The sequence below is a fragment of the Burkholderia sp. Bp9004 genome (assembly GCF_003858025.1).
Taxonomy (GTDB): Bacteria; Pseudomonadota; Gammaproteobacteria; order Burkholderiales; family Burkholderiaceae; genus Burkholderia; species Burkholderia diffusa.
Map to the genome: position 1 here is coordinate 193,429 of NZ_QTQD01000007.1, position 15,708 is coordinate 209,136.

The window sequence follows — 15,708 nt, forward strand, 5'->3', positions numbered from 1 at the left end:
CGGAAATCCATTGTCGTCTTCAACACACATTCAGGACTGCATCATGTCAAGCGAAAGCGTTGTTTCATCCAGCCTCCCGGATATCGATTCCCATCTCGGCGTAGCCGTCATCGGTGGCGGGCAGGCGGGATTGTCGATCAGCTACTACCTGAAGCAGGCAGGCATCGATCATCTCGTATTCGAAAAGGAAACCGTGACGCACACGTGGCGCAAGCAGCGCTGGGACGCGTTCTGTCTCGTGACGCCGAACTGGCAGTGTGCGCTGCCGGGCTATCCGTATCGCGGTGCCGATCCGCACGGCTTCATGACGAAGGACGAGATCGTCGAATATCTCGACGGCTTCATCCGCAGCGTCGATGCACCGGTGCTGGAACATACCGCGGTCGAGCGCGTGGCGCGCGACGCGGACGGACGCTATCGCATCGCGACGTCGCGCGGCACGTACACGGCGGATCGGGTCGTCGTTGCATCGGGTGGCTACCATCGGCCGATCGTGCCGCGCATGGCCGAGCGGCTTCCTGCATCGATCGTGCAGATCCAGTCTTCGGAATACCGGAATCCGGCCGCCTTGCCGGACGGACCGGTTCTCGTGGTCGGATCGGGACAATCGGGTGCGCAGATCGCGGAAGACCTCCACCTCGCCGGACGAAAGGTGTTCCTCGCGGTGGGCGATGCCCCTCGCTGTGCCCGTTTCTACCGGGGCAGGGACGTCGTCGACTGGCTGGCAGACATGCAGTACTACGACATGCCGGTCGATGCGCATCCGCTGCGCGAAGGTGTGCGCGACAACACCAATCACTATGTGACCGGCCGCGACGGCGGGCGCGACATCGATCTGCGCCGCTTTGCCGTCGAAGGGATGGAACTGTATGGTCGGCTGGAGGATTTTACGGACGGACAGTTGCGATTTTCCGCGGATCTGTCGGCGCGGCTCGACAGCGCGGACGATACGTACAACCGGATCAACGCCGGCATCGACGCCCATATCGAGAAGAACCGGATCGCGGCGCCGCCGGCGACGCGCTACGAACCCGTGTGGCGTCCGGCCGGCGAGCGCACGGCGCTCGATCTCGCGGCCAGCGGCATCGCATCGGTCATCTGGTGCATCGGCTTCACCCCGGATTTCAGCTGGCTGGATGCGCCCGTCTTCAACGGTCGCGGCTATCCCGCGCACCGGCGCGGCGTGACGCCGGTTTCGGGGCTCTACTTCGTCGGGCTGCCCTGGCTGTACACGTGGGGTTCGGGTCGATTCTCCGGGGTTGCGCGCGATGCCGCCCATATCGTCGACCAGATCCAGGCAGAGATGACGGCCGGGCGGTGCTCGGCCGAAAGCCTGGCCGCCTGATGCCGATGCATACCGCCATCCATCGCTATCGGGCCGGCATGCCGCAACTCGCGCACACGGGGCTCGCGGAAAACTGGCTGCTCAAGGAGTGCGGGCAACGCCACTGGGACGCGCTGGCCGCGCATAGCGGCCGCGACGTGCCCGAGTTCTTCGACGATGAGGGGCGGCGTGCCTACGCGTCGTTCGTTGCGGTGCGCGTGGACATGAACCGCCGCCAAGCGATCTGCGAGAACGACACGTTCGCGCTTCATGTCGCGCTTCACCGGGTCGGCCCGATTCGCCATTTCAGCGAACAGCGGATCCGGCACGGCGACGAAGAAGCCGGAGTCGTGCGGATGATGTCGACGTTCGTGACGCGCGAACATGCCGGCAGCAACCGTTCGGTGATGAAGGCGCGAATGACCGGCGTCGACGGCCGCACCGGACCGGTCCCGGCCGATGCGCTGTCGATGGCGGAACGGGCGAAGAAGGTGCGGGTGCGGGATTTGTCGATCGTACCGGCGCTCGCCGGCCTCACCGAGGACGATGGCGCAAGCGTCTCGTTCCTGCCGTGCCCGAACATGGATTTCAACGGCGCGGACCTGCTGTACTTCGCCAGCTTCCAGGCATTCGTCGACCGCGCGGAATGGCAGCATTACCGCTTCGCGCACGCACCGGTGCTGGCGGCGCGTCAACTGTACTTTCACGGAAATCTCGACATCGGCGATGCGTTGACCGTGCGTTTCTTGCGTGCCCGACCTGATGCGGGGGGCTTGCTGCACTGGAGCGAAATCGTGCGCGACAGCGACGGGACGAAGATTGCCGACGTGATCACGCAAAAGCACTGGAGCCGGGCATGAACGAAGCGGCAATCATGGAGCCGGGCGCTGACGTGGAGAGCGTCGCGCGGAACGACCGAGGCGCGCGGACGGTGCCGCTGCGCACACTCTACACGCAGCGCGATCTCGAAGCGGTCGCGCATCTCGACGGCATGCCCGGCGCATGGCCTTATGTGCGCGGGCCGTACGCGTCGATGTATACCGATCGCCCATGGACGATCCGGCAGTACACGGGGCACGCGGACGCGACCGATTCCAATCTTGCGTTTCGCACGGCACTCGAGCAGGGCGCGCAGGGGCTGTCCGTGGCATTCGACCTGGCGACGCAGCGAGGCTACGACTCGGATTGCGCCGACGCGCGGGCCGATGTCGGTGTGGCCGGCGTCGCGATCGATACGGTCGAGGACATGGTGCGACTGTTCGACGGCATCGCGCTCGACCGCACGACCGTGTCGATGACGATGAATGGCGCGGTCCTGCCGATCATGGCGGCGTTCGTCGTGGCCGCCGAGGAGCAGGGTGTGCCGCCCGCCCGGATCGGCGGGACGGTTCAGAACGACATCCTGAAGGAGTACATGGTCCGCAATACGTGGATCTTCGAGCCGGCGCCGTCGATGCGGATCGTCGCAGACGTCGCGTTGTGGCTGGCGGAGCACGCCCCGCGCTTCAATGCGCTGTCGGTGTCGGGATATCACTTCCAGGAAGCCGGCGCCGATGCCGTGCTCGAACTCGCGTTGACGCTGTCGAACGCGCGTGCGTACGTCGACACGCTGGCCGCACGTGGCATGCCTGCTGATGAAGCGTGCTCCCGTCTGAGCTTTTTCTTCGGCGTGGGCAGTGATTTCTATACGGAAATCGCCAAGCTGCGCGCGGCGCGTCTGCTGTGGGCGGAGATCGCGCATGCGTGCGGCGCGCGTTCGCCCCGGGCGTGCGCACTGCGCATGCATTGCCAGACATCGGGCTGGTCGTTGACGGCACAGGAGCCGGAAAACAACATCGTTCGCGTGACCGCGCAGGCGATGGCCGCGGCGTTCGGCGGCACGCAGTCGCTGCACACGAATGCGTACGACGAAGCGCTTGCACTGCCCTCGGCGTCGGCCGCGCGCCTCGCTCGCAACACGCAGCTGATTCTGCAGCATGAAACGGGACTGTGCGACACGGTCGATCCGTGGGCCGGTTCGTACATGATGGAGTCACTGACGGACGGCATCGCGACACGTGTGCGCGCCGAGCTGGCTGCCATCGACGCGCAGGGCGGCGTGATCGCCGCAATCGAGTCCGGCTGGGTCAAACGGCGCTTGCTGCGTGCCGCGGCCGCGACGCAGGCGCAGGTCGATTCCGGGCGCCGGACCGTGGTCGGCGTGAACCGTTTCGTCGCGAGCGATCCGACGGACGCGTTCATGGTGCGCGAGGTGGACGGCCGTCATGTTCGGGCCGGGCAGGAACGGCGAATCGCAGCCGTCAAGGCCGCGCGCGATCCGGTGCGGGTTGCGACGGCGTTGCGGCGGCTGGCCGATGCGGCGCGCGACGGCACCGGAAACCTGCTCGCACTGGCGATCGACTGCATGCGGGCACGTGCGACCGTCGGGGAGTGTACGCGCGCGCTCGAATCGGTATGGCCGCGGCATGCCGCGGCGGTGGAAGCGGACGGCGAGGGTGTCTACGGCGACCATCGGCAAGGCGACGCCGCATGGCGGGCGGCGAAGGGCCGCGTCGACCGGCTGGCGAAACGGGCCGGTCGCCGGCCGCGCATCGTGATCTCCAAGCTCGGCCAGGACGGACACGACCGCGGTGCGGCCGTCGTCGCAGCTGCGCTCGAGGACGCCGGATTCGACGTCGTTCGCCTGCCGCTTTTTCAGCAACCCGCATCCGTGGCGGCAGCAGCGCAGGCGCACAGCGCCGATATCGTCGGCATTTCGTCGTTGTCGGGCGCCCACCTCGAGCTCGTCGAAGAACTGCTCGACGAACTGGCATCGCATCGCGCCGAGATTCCGGTGGTGTTGGGCGGCATCGTTCCCGCCGCGGATGCGCGACATCTGAAGGCGAAGGGTGTCGCAGCGACTTTCGGGCCCGGCGTATCGCTCGACGCGATCGCCGAAGCGCTTTGCGCATGTATCGAGCGGGCTCGATGCGCACACCCGGCGGACGGCGCGAGCTGACGCGGGACGGCCGGCCGTTCATGCGACAGCGGTTGCGTCGCACGAACGATCGGCCGCAGCCGCGTCAAGCGAGCACGGCAACGCCGTCGGCCGCTCGCACGCCTTGGCCGGCGTCGAGCACGAACAGCGGATTGATCTCGGCTTCGACGAGCCGCTCGCCGAGCTGAAGCGCCATCCGCGAGAACGCCACGAGCGCGGCGGCGAGCGCTTCGACATCGGGCGCGAAGCCGGCCGCGATCTCGACGTCGCAGCGCATGCGCGTGAGACGCCCGCCGATCCCGCCCGCGCTCAGGCCGACCGCCACGCCGCCGACATTGCTCTTGTGCGTGATGCGGTTCGACAGACGCTCGAGCACGACGCGATCGTCGAAGTCGCGCGCAGCCTGCTCCGCATCCGCGGCGGTGCGGACGATGCGTTCCCGCGCGGGCGGGATGCCGAAGCGCGCGAACAGCGCCCTGTCCTGCGCTTCGTCGAGCGCCTCGGCCGGCAGGTCGGCCAGGTCGACCGCAATTGCTTCAACTACATTGATCGCACCAACATCGGCTGCGCGGCGCTGACGATGAACCGCGATATCGGCCTGACCGTCAGTCAGTTCGGCATGGCGGCCGGGCTGTTCCGGAGGGCGGGTGCAATCCACGTGGATGCGGGCACCCATCAGGCGCGGCGCGGCGGAAAGTCCGAAGCGATGAGCGTCCCGCGCGCACCGCTCCGGATCATGACGCCGACAACCTCATCGACACCCCCGTCGCCGTATAAACCGGCGTCGCCTTGAACCCGTCGACCGTCACGGTCGAGAACTTCGCTGAAGCCGCCGCGCCGTCGATCAGCGCGATCGTGTCGCCGGCCTTCGGCGCATAGCCGTTCACGAACTTCACGTGCAGCGTGCCGCCCGCGACGGTGAGCGGGCCGCCGACACGCAGCCGTCCGCCGCCGTTGCCGTCGATATCGAGTTCGAGCGTCGTGTTGTCGAGCTGCGTGTAGCGTGTCGCGACCGTCACGGGCGACGCGGCCGCGATCCGTACGCTGCCGCCCGAGCCGACATAGACGTCACCGGTGCCGAACGCGCTCGCCGATGCAGCGGCGAGCGTGCCGCCGCTCACCTGCGTGCCGCCCGTATAGCTGTTGTTGCCGGCGAGCGTCAGCGTGCCGGTGCCTTGCAGCGTCAGCTTGCCGGCGCCGGCGATGTCGTTGCGCCACTGGTCGGCCGCATTGAGCCCGCCCTGGGATGCATCCATCGACACGACGACGTTGCCGCTGAACGCGCCGTAACCGTCGGCCGCGGCGAACAGGTTCAGGCGGCCCCAGCCTTCCGCGTCGTCCATCACCGGGTAGCCGGACTGCACTTCGGTGGTCTTCAGCACGACGCGCCGCTGATCCGCGCTCAGATACGGGAAGCGCGTCTGCAGCAGAATTTCCGCGCCCTTCGGCACCACGGGCGGCGCGCCGGTCGATTCGATCGTGCCGAAGCCGAACGTCATGCGGCGCGCGAAGGCCGTCTTGTTCGTCGCGTAATCGGCAAACCGGTCGGTGGTCGGCGTGCCCGAGTGCGCGAAGGCGGCGAACGTCGTATCGGTCGTTCCCGTGAGCTGCTGCAGCGTCTGATGGGCCTGCGCATACGCGGCCTGCGCGTCGCTCGCGTACGCGGTCAGGTTCGCCGCGCTGATCGCGAGCGCGAGCATGCGGCCGCCGATCACGTCGAGCGGCGAGTGCATGCCGGCGAGGATCCGGTTTTCGCCGAGTTCGAGACCGCGGCTGACCATCTCCTGGAAGCGCTCCGGCACGAGCCACGCCATCGTCATCGCGTCGCGCATCGCTTCGGCCGTGTGGCCGCTGATGAAGCCGCCGTCGGTGGCGGGCGTCGTGCTTTCCGCCGGCACGAGCGTCGGCGCGACGACCACGCTCGTGCTCCAGCGGTACGGCCGCGCATACTTGTAGAAGCGCTTCGACGGCTCGGTCGACGCGTTGTTGCCCATCTCGTTGAGCAGGTCGACGACCTTGCCGAAGTTCGTGTTCGTGCTGCTGCCGACACCGACGTTGTTGCCGGAATCGTTGTACAGCACCGTCGTCGCGTCGGCGGGCACGCTGGTGATGCTGGTCGTCTGCTGGGCCGCGGTGCGCCATGCGTCGGTGAGCGGCCCCATGCCGTCGGTCACGCTGTAGCCCTTGCCGCGCCGGTCGTCGAAGTAGGCGGCGTCGGCCTGTTGCTGCGTGCGGGCGGTGGTTGCGTTGATCACGTACTGGACATTGGCGTTGAGCACCGTGTCGTTCAGGATCGTGCCGCAAGGCGTGCCGCTGCCGGGCAGGCCCGAGCAGGTCGACGGCGAGATCGCCGGAAACGCGCCGTTGGCGGGCGCGCTCACGCCGGCATCGACCAGCATCGTCGCCGGCTGCCACAGGTCGAGGAAGCGGCTCACCACGCGCACGGCGGCGTTGGTCGACAGCGTTGCATAGCGCGCGTCGCCGCGCTGGTTGGTCGCGATGTTGTCGACGAAGGCCGGCACGCTCGGCACGGGCGCGCTGTCGACGAAACCGGGGTCGGCCGGCGGTGCCGGCATGGCCGCGCTGGTCGCGGTGGTCGACGCGACATCGTCGCCGCCGCCGCATGCGGCGAGAACGATCGCACTCGACAGCGCTGCGACGTGCAGCGGGAAACGGCTTCGTGACGCAAACATGCGAGACTCCATCCTGAGTGTTGAAGATGGCGGATTGTCGTGGGCGATCGTGACGCAGCCGTTAAGGATTTGTTTCGGGTCGCGGACGATGCGCCCGAATGTTCACTATGTGGTGAATTCGTGATGCTGAACGTTTGCGGCCCGATCGATTCTGCCGTCGGCCGATGTTCTGCAGCGTGCGGATACGGGCAGGCGGTGCTCGCGCGGGTGCTTGAAGGGGAGCGGAACCGGCACGGTCAAGCCGGTTGAGCCAGCGACTTCGCGTCGGCGTGGCACACGCGATTTCTGCCCTGGCGCTTCGCCGCATAGAGGGCGAGGTCCGCCTGATGCGACAACGCGTGCACGGACCTCGGGTGCGCGCGGTGCCCGGTCGCGCAGCCGATGCTGACCGTGAAAGCCGGAATCGTCGCGTCGAACCCGTCGAGCCCGTTGCGCTCCACGGCGCGGCGAATCGCCTCGGCGACCTGCGCGGCGCCGCCTTCGTCCGTGTCGGGCAACACGGCGACGAATTCCTCGCCGCCGTAGCGCGCGGCGAGATCGCCGCGCCGCCGCGTATGCGCACGGATGCACTCGGCGAGAAAGCGCAGCGCGATGTCGCCTTGCGCATGGCCGTACCGGTCGTTGTACTGCTTGAAGTGGTCGGCGTCGATGAACAGCACCGACAGGCTGCCGTCGCTGCCGCGCTGCAGCCGCTCCCATTCGTCGGCGAGCGCGGCATCGAGCGCGCGACGGTTGTGCAGGCCCGTGAGCGGATCGGTGCGCGTCAGGTCGGTGAGCAGCGTCTGCTTGCGCAGGTTGTCCCGCAGCGCGAACGCGAGCAGCCATACCACCGCGCAGAACAGTGCACCGATGACGGACGCAGACACACCGACCGTCCACGCGAGGTGCGTGGTGCCGGCCAGCACGTCGCGCTCGGCCGGCGCGACCACGGCAATCAGCGGCGTTCCGGGCACACGCTGGAACGTATAAAGCCGCACGGTGCCGTCGATGCTCGAGCGCGCCACATAGAAACCCGATTCGCGGTTCACCATCCGTTCGAACGACTTCGAGCGGCGCAGGCGGACCATCTGGTGATCGCTCAACGGCGGGTTGCGCGCGAGGATCGTGCCGTCCGCGCGCAGGATCGCGCTGACGCCGTGCGGCCCGACGTTCAGGCGGGACAGGAGGCGATCGAAGTAGGCGAGGTCGATGGCGACCACCGCGATCCCGTCGAACGTGTGATCCGCCCGCTCGATGCGCCGCGACAGCGCGATCGATTCCGTGTCGCCGCGCGAACGCGCGCGATACGCCTCGGACACGTAGAGGCCGACGTTGTCCGCATCGCGATGGACCTTGAAGTAGTCGCGATCGCTGAAGTCCCAGTTGTGGGTCGGGCTGCAACAGCCGTCGATCAAATGGCCGTAGCGGTCCGTCACGCCCATGCCGGTCACGTATTGCGCCGCCGTGCGCTCGAACAGCACGTCGTGACGCAGCCCGGCGTCCATGCGTGCGACGGCGGGATTGCCGAGATCGATGGCCAGCGCGACGAGCGCATTGTTGGACGTTTCGACGGTGCGCGCGATCTCGCTGACCAGGACGGCCGCGACATTGCGCGACGTCTCGTGCGCATGCTCGACGACTTCGCTTCGCGCGGCCCACAGCGTCGCTGCGCTGATGCCGAACGCCGCGAGCGACATCAGCGTGCCCAGCACACCGACGATCAGATGGTGGCGGCCGGCCCAGTCGGCAATTTTCTCGATCGAAGTGAATGCAGGCATTGCTCGCGTTCGTGCGGGGAGCCGGCTGCGACCGCAGCGGCGCGGGTCAAATCCGGGTTAACGGCACCGTTAACCGGAAATCGAGGCCGACATGCGAAGCGATGACTGCATGGGTGCCGCAAACGTGTGCGGCCGGAGCGCGCCGGTCGCGGCGCGCCGCGCAACGGAACGCAGCGGCCGCGGATGCGGGCGGCTGCGCGGGATCAGTCGAGCCCGCCCTGGCACAGATACTTGATCGACAGGTAATCGTCGAGGCCGTAGCGCGAGCCTTCACGGCCGTAGCCCGATTCCTTCACGCCGCCGAACGGCGCGGCTTCGCTCGCAAGCGCGCCCTCGTTGATGCCGACGATCCCTGTTTCGAGCCGGGCCGATACGCGCGCGATGCGGCGCACGTCCTGCGTGTAGAAATATGCGGCAAGCCCGAACGGCGTGTCGTTCGCGGCGTCGACGGCTTCGTCCTCGGTAGCGAACCGAAACAGCGCGGCGACCGGGCCGAAGGTTTCCTCGCAGGTCAGCTGCATGTCGGCGGTGGCGTCGGCGAGCACCGTCGGCGCGTAATAGTTCGGCCCGAGTTCGGGCAGGCGCTTGCCGCCCGTGAGCACGCGTGCGCCGCGCTCGATCGCGTCGCCGACGTGGCGCGCGATCTTGTCGATCGCGCGCGCGTTGATCATCGGGCCGATCTGCGCGGCCGGGTCGGTCGCCGGCGCGACCTTCAGCGCGGCGACGCGCGCGGCGAGTTTCGCGGCGAAGGCGTCGTAGACGCCGGCCTGCACGTACACGCGATTCGGCGACACGCAGGTCTGGCCACCGTTACGGAACTTGGCGGCCATCAGCCCGTCGACCGCGGCGTCGAGCTCGGCATCGTCGAACACGATGAACGGTGCATTGCCGCCGAGCTCCAGCGACAGCTTCTTCAGCGTCGCGGCCGATTCGCGCGCGAGCAGCTTGCCGACGGGCGTCGATCCGGTGAACGTGATCTTGCGCACGCGAGCGTCGGCGAGCCAGTCGGCCACCGCGTCGATGCCGCGGTCACGCGACGCGGCGATCAGGTTCAGCACGCCGGGCGGCACGCCGGCTTCCTGTGCGAGGAAGGCCAGCGCGAGCGCCGTGAGCGGCGTGTCTTCCGCCGGTTTCGCAACGACCGTGCAGCCGGCCGCGAGCGCGGGTGCGATCTTGCGCGCGATCATCGCGAGCGGAAAATTCCACGGCGTGACCGCGGCGACGATGCCGATCGGCTCCTTGACCGCACTCAGCCGCTTGCCGCGCTGCTGCTGCGGAATCAGGTCGCCATAGGTGCGCGTCGCTTCCTCGGCGAACCACAGCACGTACGACGCGCCGTACGCGACTTCGCCGCGCGCTTCGGCGAGCGGCTTGCCTTGTTCGCGCGACATCAGCGCCGCGAGATCGTCGGTGTGCGCGACGATCGCCGCATGCCACGCGCGCAGGATGGCGGCCCGCTCGCGAGCGGGCGTTGCGCGCCATCCGGGCAGCGCGCGCGCTGCCGCGTCGGTCGCGGCGCGCGCGTCGGCGGCGCCGCTGTCGGGTGCGTGGGCAACGATCTCGAGCGTCGCGGGATCGGTGACGTCGAAGCGGCGGCCGTCGAGCGCATCGCGCCAGGTGCCGTCGATCAGGTTGGCGGTGCGAACGAGTTCGGTTCGGGACAGCGTAAGCGGCATGACAGATCCTTGGATGGGGCGATTCGGTGACGACGGCAGCGGCGCGGGCGCGCGACTACCCCGCGCGGACGGCTAGCCGCCGCGTTCGTGGATGCCGCGCGCTGTCCGTCAGTGACGCTCGCCGAACAGCGATTCGAGCGGGTAGTGCCGTTTGACGAACGGCGACTTGATGATGACGTAACTGAAATACTTCTCGATGCCGATGTTTTGCTCGAGCAGCCCTTCGACGATCGTCTGGTAATGGCTCACGCTGCGCGTGATGAACTTCAGCAGATAGTCGTAGCCGCCGCTCGCGAGGTGGCACTCGACGATCTCGTCGACGTTGCGGATCGCCGCGACGAAACGGTCGAAGTCCTCGCGCCGGTGGTCGGCCAGCGTGACTTCGGTAAACACGACCTGCACGTCGCCGAGTTTCTCGAGCTGGATGTGCGCGCCGTAGCCGCCGATGTAGCCGGCCTTCTCGAGCCGCTTCACGCGGATCAGGCAAGGACTGGGCGACAGCCCGACCGCATCGGCCAGTTCGACGTTGGTCATGCGGCCGCGCTTTTGCAACTGGGAGAGGATGCGCAGGTCGATGCGATCCAGCTTGCTGTCCGTCATGTTCACGTGAGAGGGAAAAAATGGAATGTCCGGTTACTTTAGAGTCGAACGATGGCCGCCACAAGCCCGGCTTTCCCTTGGCCGGTCAGGCCGGCTGCGCGTGCGCGGTGTCGAGCGCGCGCTGCACGCCCGCGTCGGCCAGCACGTCGTCGAGCGTCTTGCGCACGCGTTCGAACATCAGGTCGAACTCGCCCGCGCTGAAGCTCAGCGCCGGCGCGAAACCGAGCACGCCGTCGCCGAATGCGCGAAACACCACGCCGTTCGCGTACGCGGCGGCGGCAATCCTGTCGGGCACGTTCAGCGCAGGGTCGAAGCGCGTCTTGCGTGCCTTGTCGGCGACCAGCTCGAGCGCGCCGAGCAGCCCGACCGAACGGGCGTCGCCGACGAGCGGATGCGCGCGCAGCGCATCGAGCCCCGCGGCGAAACGCGGCGCCATCGCCTGGCCGTTCGCGAGCAGCCCGCCTTCGTGATAGAGCTTCAGCACCTCGAGGCCGATCGCCGCGCTGACCGGATGCGCGGAATACGTATGGCCGTGCCCGACCGCGGGCGAATCGGCGCGGCTGCCCGCGATCCCTTCGTAGATTTCATCGGACATCAGCACGGCACCCATCGGCGCATAGCCGGCGGTCAGCCCCTTCGCGACGGTCATCAGGTCCGGGTCGACCTGCTCGGTCTCGCACGCGAACAACGGGCCCGTGCGGCCGAAGCCGGTGATCACCTCGTCGGCGACGAACAGGATGCCGAGGCGCCGGCACGCGTCGCGCATCGCCTTCAGCCAGCCGGCCGGCGGCACGATCACGCCGCCGGAACCCTGCACGGGCTCGCAGAAGAAGGCCGCGACGTTGTCCGCGCCGAGTTCGGCGACTTTCGCTTCGAGCGCGGCGACCGACGCGGCGATCAGCGCCTGCGAATCGTTGCCGAGCGGATGGCGATACGGGTAGGGCGACGGGATGTGGTGCTGGTCCGCGCGCGGCAGGTCGAAGTGACGGTGGAACGCGGGCAGCGCGGTGAGACCGGCGCCGATCGACGACGAGCCGTGATAGCCGCGCTCGAGCGCGATCATGTGCTTTTTCGTCGGGCGGCCGGTTGCGTTGAAATAGTGCGTGATGAAACGCACCGCGGAGTCGATCGCATCCGAGCCGCCGAGCGTGAAGTACACGCGATTCAGCGACGGCGGCGCGAGCGCCGCGAGGCGTTCGGCCAGCTCGATCGCGGGTTGTGAGCCGAAATGGAAATAGCCGGTCGCGTAGGGCAGCTTCGCCATTTGTTCGGCGGCGGCCTTCACGATGCTGTCGCGGCCGTAGCCGACGTTCACGCACCACAGGCCCGAGAACGCATCGAGCAACGTGTGGCCGTCGGCGTCGCGCAGGAACACGCCTTCGGCGGATTCGAGCACGGTGACGCCGCGCGCCTCGTGCGCACGATAGTTGACGACAGGGTGGATCAGGTGTTGACGATCGGCTTCGATCAGCGCGGCTTGGTTCATGGCAGGGCGGGACTCTCGTCGGGTGTCAGCGTGAAGTCATGCTACCGGGCGAGAAATCCGCATGCGTCTTCAATTTGCGGCCTGAAACGTACGAAAGCGGTGTTTGCACGGGGCGCTTCGGCATTTTCTGCTGCGCGCCCCGCGGGGCCGGGCGCGCGCGTCAGTAGCCGCGTGCGCGATCGACGACGCCGATCATCGGCTGCCCCGCGCGATGGCGCGCGAGGTTTGCGAGCACGGCGTCGGCCGCGGTGTCGGGCCGCGTCGCGCTGGCGATGTGCGGCGTGATGCGAACGCGCGGATGCGTCCAGAACGGGTGGCCGGCCGGCAAAGGCTCCGGGTCCGTCACGTCGAGGATCGCGCTGTCGAGGCGGCCGCTGCCGAGCGCGGCGAGCAGCGCGGTCGCATCGAGCTGCGGGCCGCGCCCGACCTGCACGAGCGATGCGCCGGCCGGCAGCGCGTCGAACACGCGCGCGCCGAGCAGGCCGCGCGTGTCGTCGGTGAGCGGCAGCAGGCAGATCAGGATGTCGGTGCGGGCAAGGAACGCGTCGAGCGCCGCGTCGCCCGCGTAGCAGTCGATGCCGTCGAGCGTGCGCGGCGTGCGGCTCCAGCCGGCGCACGGGAAGCCGAAGCGCAGCAGCGTGTCGAGCACGGCCTGCCCGAGCGTGCCGAGCCCGAGCACGCCGACGCGTCGCGACGCGGCGGCGCGCACCGGCTTCTCGCGCCACACGTGCTCGCGCTGCTGCGCCGCATAGTCGAACAGGTCGCGATGGATCGTCAGCACGGCCTGCGTTACGTATTCGACCATCCCTTCGACGATGCCCGGCTCGATCATCCGCACGACCGGGATGTGCGCGGGCACGCACGACAGGTCGAACTGGTCGATGCCGGCGCCGACCGAAAACACGATCTCCAGATTCGGCAGCAGCGCTAACGGATCGTCGGGCGGCTGCCACGCGGCGAGATAGCGCACGGCCTTGGGGTCGCCGATGTCCGGCCAGATCCGGAACGCGAGGTCGGGCGCCTGTTGCGCGAAGCGCTGCGCCCATTGCGCGCCGCGCACCGGGTCGGCCTTGTAGAGAAAGCTCATCGTGCGTGCGGTTCAGCCGAGCGCCTGGTTGACGATCGCGAACGCGCGCAGTGCCGGATCGCGGGCAGGCGCCGCGCCGCGCGCCATCGCGACGACGGTGTCGACGCGCGGCAGACCGAGCCCCTGCAGCCAGTCCGACAGCCCGCTGTCGCCCGGCACGTCGACGCGCACGAACATGCCTTCGTGCAGCGCGAGCCAGTGGCTGATCAGTGCCTGCGCGCGCAGCGCGTCCGGTGCGATCACAGGGCCGATCACGTGGCCGCGACCGAAACGGCGAAAGAGCGCGAAGCCGAGCAGTTCGCCGTCGCGGTCGAGTGCGATCCCGTTGGCGACGCCGAGCAGCGCATCGATCACCGCATCGCGCGGGTAGCCGGCCGCGCGCGATGCGAGCGCGGCGAGACGCGGACCGTCGTTGGTGCCGAGCGGGCGCAGCCGCTCGCCCGGCGGCAGGGAGATCAGCGGCGGCTGGAACGCGGCGCCCTGGTGCTGGTCGATCGTGCCGATCGCCGCGAAGCCGAACTTCACGTAGAGCGGTTCACCGGACGGTGTCGCGTGCAGGAGGATCGTGCGCGTGCCGAGGCTGTCGACGACGCGCGCAAACAGTTCGCGGCCGATGCCGCGACCTTGGCGCTCGGGCGATACGATCACCATGCCGAGCGATGCGTGCGACTCGCCGAAGCGCCAGCCGAGCGCGGTGCCGACGATGCCGGATTCGTCTTCGGCGACGAAGCCGCTGCCGAGCTGGAATGCGAAGCGCCAGTCGTCGAGCCGGTGCGGCCACTTGACTGCTTCCGACAGCCGCAGCGCGGCAGGCAGGTCGGTTTCGGCGAAAGGACGATAGGTAAGCGTGCTGGAAGAATTGAGGTCGGCCACGCCGGACTCCGGATGGGTAGGAATGACATGTCGACTGTGCCAGCGCCACCACGGCGCGGATAGGACGATTCGCCTGTTTTCCGGCGGCGACGAGCGCGCGAGAGAGATCGACGCAAACCCGCTCGATCGGCGTGCGCGAACGCGCGGATCGTGCCGCCTCGGACCGTCTTCCCGGCAGCTTCTGCTGCATGAACGCCAGTACGATGGAAGCGGGGTGGCGCGCCGCTCGCTGCCGCGCCGAACCGCGTGGCGGCCACGCCGGGGCACGCGCGTCGCGGTTTTGCGAGACCCGTCGGCCGGCCCGAGCGCACCGCCCGGAATCGCACCGCAGATCGTGCCGTGCAGCGCGCCCAACACGCGGTGATTCTGCGTTTTGACCGGCGTCGAACGATGCGCGAAGGACTTTTTGCCCTGATTCAATTTCGTACAACCCAGCCCGTCCCCGGCCCTGCCGGGGCTTCACACCGACAGGACGTCACCATGATCCAATTTGAACCGAAGTTCATCACGTTCGACTGCTACGGCACGCTGACCCGCTTCCGGATGGCGGAAATGGCGCGCGAGGTCTACGCGGACCGGCTGTCGCCGGTCGCGATGGAGGAATTCGTGCGCGCGTTCGCCGCCTATCGGCTCGACGAGGTGCTCGGGGCGTGGAAGCCGTACCGCGACGTCGTCGTCAATGCGATCCGGCGCACCTGCGCGCGCATCGGCGTGCAGTTCGACGAGGCCGAGGCCGAGCGTTTCTATCATGCGGTGCCGACGTGGGGTCCGCATCCGGACGTGCCGGCCGGGCTTTCGCGGCTGGCCACGAAGTACAAGCTGGTGATCCTGTCCAACGCGTCGGACGACCAGATCATGAGCAACGTCGACAAGCTCGGCGCGCCGTTCCATGCGGTGTTCACCGCGCAGCAGGCGCAGTCGTACAAGCCGCGGATGCAGGGCTTCGAATACATGTTCGGCAAGCTCGGCTGCAAGCCGGAGGACGTGCTGCACGTGTCGTCGAGCCTGCGCTACGACCTGATGACGGCCGAGGACCTCGGCATCAAGCACAAGGCATTCGTGAACCGCGGCCACGAGCCGGGCACGCCGTTCTACAACTACTACGAGGTGTCGGACATCGGCCATCTCGCGACACAGCTCGGGCTGTAAGCGACGCCGCGCCGGCGTGGGGCCGTGTGCCCCGCGCGCGCGGCCGTGCCCGTCGCGATCGACCGGGGTGGCGCGACGGCCGTTCC

The 15,708-nt window shown here is 68.4% G+C and carries 11 protein-coding genes and 1 pseudogene; 4 read left to right on the top strand and 8 right to left on the bottom strand.

The window, feature by feature from the left end; genetic code table 11:
* The first annotated feature begins 43 nt into the window (after positions 1 to 43).
* From DIE08_RS11130 to scpA, 3 genes are read left to right on the top strand one after another with little or no spacing between them, the layout of a single operon-like run.
* Entirely contained in the window at positions 44 to 1,345 is a 1,302-nt protein-coding gene (locus tag DIE08_RS11130; RefSeq protein WP_124901918.1) for an MSMEG_0569 family flavin-dependent oxidoreductase, read from the top strand.
* Positions 1,346 to 1,350: 5 nt separating this feature from the next.
* A complete protein-coding gene (locus DIE08_RS11135) occupies positions 1,351 to 2,184 on the top strand; it encodes a Pnap_2097 family protein (RefSeq protein WP_124901919.1) in 834 nt (277 codons plus the stop codon).
* The gene (scpA, locus tag DIE08_RS11140; RefSeq protein WP_124901920.1) at positions 2,181 to 4,322 is read left to right on the top strand and encodes a methylmalonyl-CoA mutase; all 2,142 of its coding nucleotides are present in this window, start codon (positions 2,181 to 2,183) and stop codon (positions 4,320 to 4,322) included. The genes DIE08_RS11135 and scpA overlap by 4 nt, the downstream gene beginning before the upstream one ends.
* 64 nt (positions 4,323 to 4,386) lie before the next feature.
* On the opposite strand, the pseudogene DIE08_RS11145 reads toward scpA, so the two are convergent.
* The 8 genes and pseudogenes from DIE08_RS11145 to DIE08_RS11180 all read right to left on the bottom strand — a co-directional run.
* Positions 4,387 to 4,815, bottom strand: a pseudogene (locus tag DIE08_RS11145) (acetate--CoA ligase family protein); the annotation flags it as partial.
* A gap of 220 nt (positions 4,816 to 5,035) precedes the next feature.
* Entirely contained in the window at positions 5,036 to 6,994 is a 1,959-nt protein-coding gene (locus DIE08_RS36705) for a phosphatase PAP2 family protein (RefSeq protein WP_124901922.1), read from the bottom strand.
* Between the two features lie 236 nt (positions 6,995 to 7,230).
* Positions 7,231 to 8,751, bottom strand: coding sequence for a sensor domain-containing diguanylate cyclase (locus DIE08_RS11155; protein WP_124901923.1), 1,521 nt, complete (start codon positions 8,749 to 8,751; stop codon positions 7,231 to 7,233).
* A gap of 203 nt (positions 8,752 to 8,954) precedes the next feature.
* Positions 8,955 to 10,427: an NAD-dependent succinate-semialdehyde dehydrogenase gene (locus DIE08_RS11160; protein ID WP_124901924.1), complete on the bottom strand. Its 1,473-nt coding sequence runs from the start codon at positions 10,425 to 10,427 to the stop codon at positions 8,955 to 8,957.
* A 108-nt stretch (positions 10,428 to 10,535) separates the two neighbouring features.
* Complete coding sequence (locus DIE08_RS11165; protein ID WP_006749694.1) at positions 10,536 to 11,027, bottom strand: Lrp/AsnC family transcriptional regulator; 492 nt, start codon at positions 11,025 to 11,027, stop codon at positions 10,536 to 10,538.
* A gap of 85 nt (positions 11,028 to 11,112) precedes the next feature.
* Positions 11,113 to 12,513 (bottom strand): aspartate aminotransferase family protein, encoded by a 1,401-nt coding sequence (locus tag DIE08_RS11170; RefSeq protein WP_124901925.1) that lies wholly within the window; start codon positions 12,511 to 12,513, stop codon positions 11,113 to 11,115.
* 160 nt (positions 12,514 to 12,673) lie between these two features.
* Positions 12,674 to 13,600: a glyoxylate/hydroxypyruvate reductase A gene (locus DIE08_RS11175; protein WP_124901926.1), complete on the bottom strand. Its 927-nt coding sequence runs from the start codon at positions 13,598 to 13,600 to the stop codon at positions 12,674 to 12,676.
* A 12-nt stretch (positions 13,601 to 13,612) separates the two neighbouring features.
* Positions 13,613 to 14,473: a GNAT family N-acetyltransferase gene (locus tag DIE08_RS11180; protein WP_124901927.1), complete on the bottom strand. Its 861-nt coding sequence runs from the start codon at positions 14,471 to 14,473 to the stop codon at positions 13,613 to 13,615.
* Positions 14,474 to 14,953: 480 nt separating this feature from the next.
* Between DIE08_RS11180 and DIE08_RS11185 the strand changes: the two genes are divergently transcribed.
* Complete coding sequence (locus DIE08_RS11185) at positions 14,954 to 15,622, top strand: haloacid dehalogenase type II (RefSeq protein ID WP_059599594.1); 669 nt, start codon at positions 14,954 to 14,956, stop codon at positions 15,620 to 15,622.
* The last annotated feature ends 86 nt before the right edge of the window (positions 15,623 to 15,708 follow it).

Coding starts and splice junctions, on each gene's coding strand:
- DIE08_RS11130 (WP_124901918.1), top strand. CDS start 44: ATGTCAAGCGAAAGCGTTGTTTCATCCAGCCTCCCGGATATCGATTCC.
- DIE08_RS11135 (WP_124901919.1), top strand. CDS start 1,351: ATGCATACCGCCATCCATCGCTATCGGGCCGGCATGCCGCAACTCGCG.
- scpA (WP_124901920.1), top strand. CDS start 2,181: ATGAACGAAGCGGCAATCATGGAGCCGGGCGCTGACGTGGAGAGCGTC.
- DIE08_RS36705 (WP_124901922.1), bottom strand. CDS start 6,994: ATGTTTGCGTCACGAAGCCGTTTCCCGCTGCACGTCGCAGCGCTGTCG.
- DIE08_RS11155 (WP_124901923.1), bottom strand. CDS start 8,751: ATGCCTGCATTCACTTCGATCGAGAAAATTGCCGACTGGGCCGGCCGC.
- DIE08_RS11160 (WP_124901924.1), bottom strand. CDS start 10,427: ATGCCGCTTACGCTGTCCCGAACCGAACTCGTTCGCACCGCCAACCTG.
- DIE08_RS11165 (WP_006749694.1), bottom strand. CDS start 11,027: ATGACGGACAGCAAGCTGGATCGCATCGACCTGCGCATCCTCTCCCAG.
- DIE08_RS11170 (WP_124901925.1), bottom strand. CDS start 12,513: ATGAACCAAGCCGCGCTGATCGAAGCCGATCGTCAACACCTGATCCAC.
- DIE08_RS11175 (WP_124901926.1), bottom strand. CDS start 13,600: ATGAGCTTTCTCTACAAGGCCGACCCGGTGCGCGGCGCGCAATGGGCG.
- DIE08_RS11185 (WP_059599594.1), top strand. CDS start 14,954: ATGATCCAATTTGAACCGAAGTTCATCACGTTCGACTGCTACGGCACG.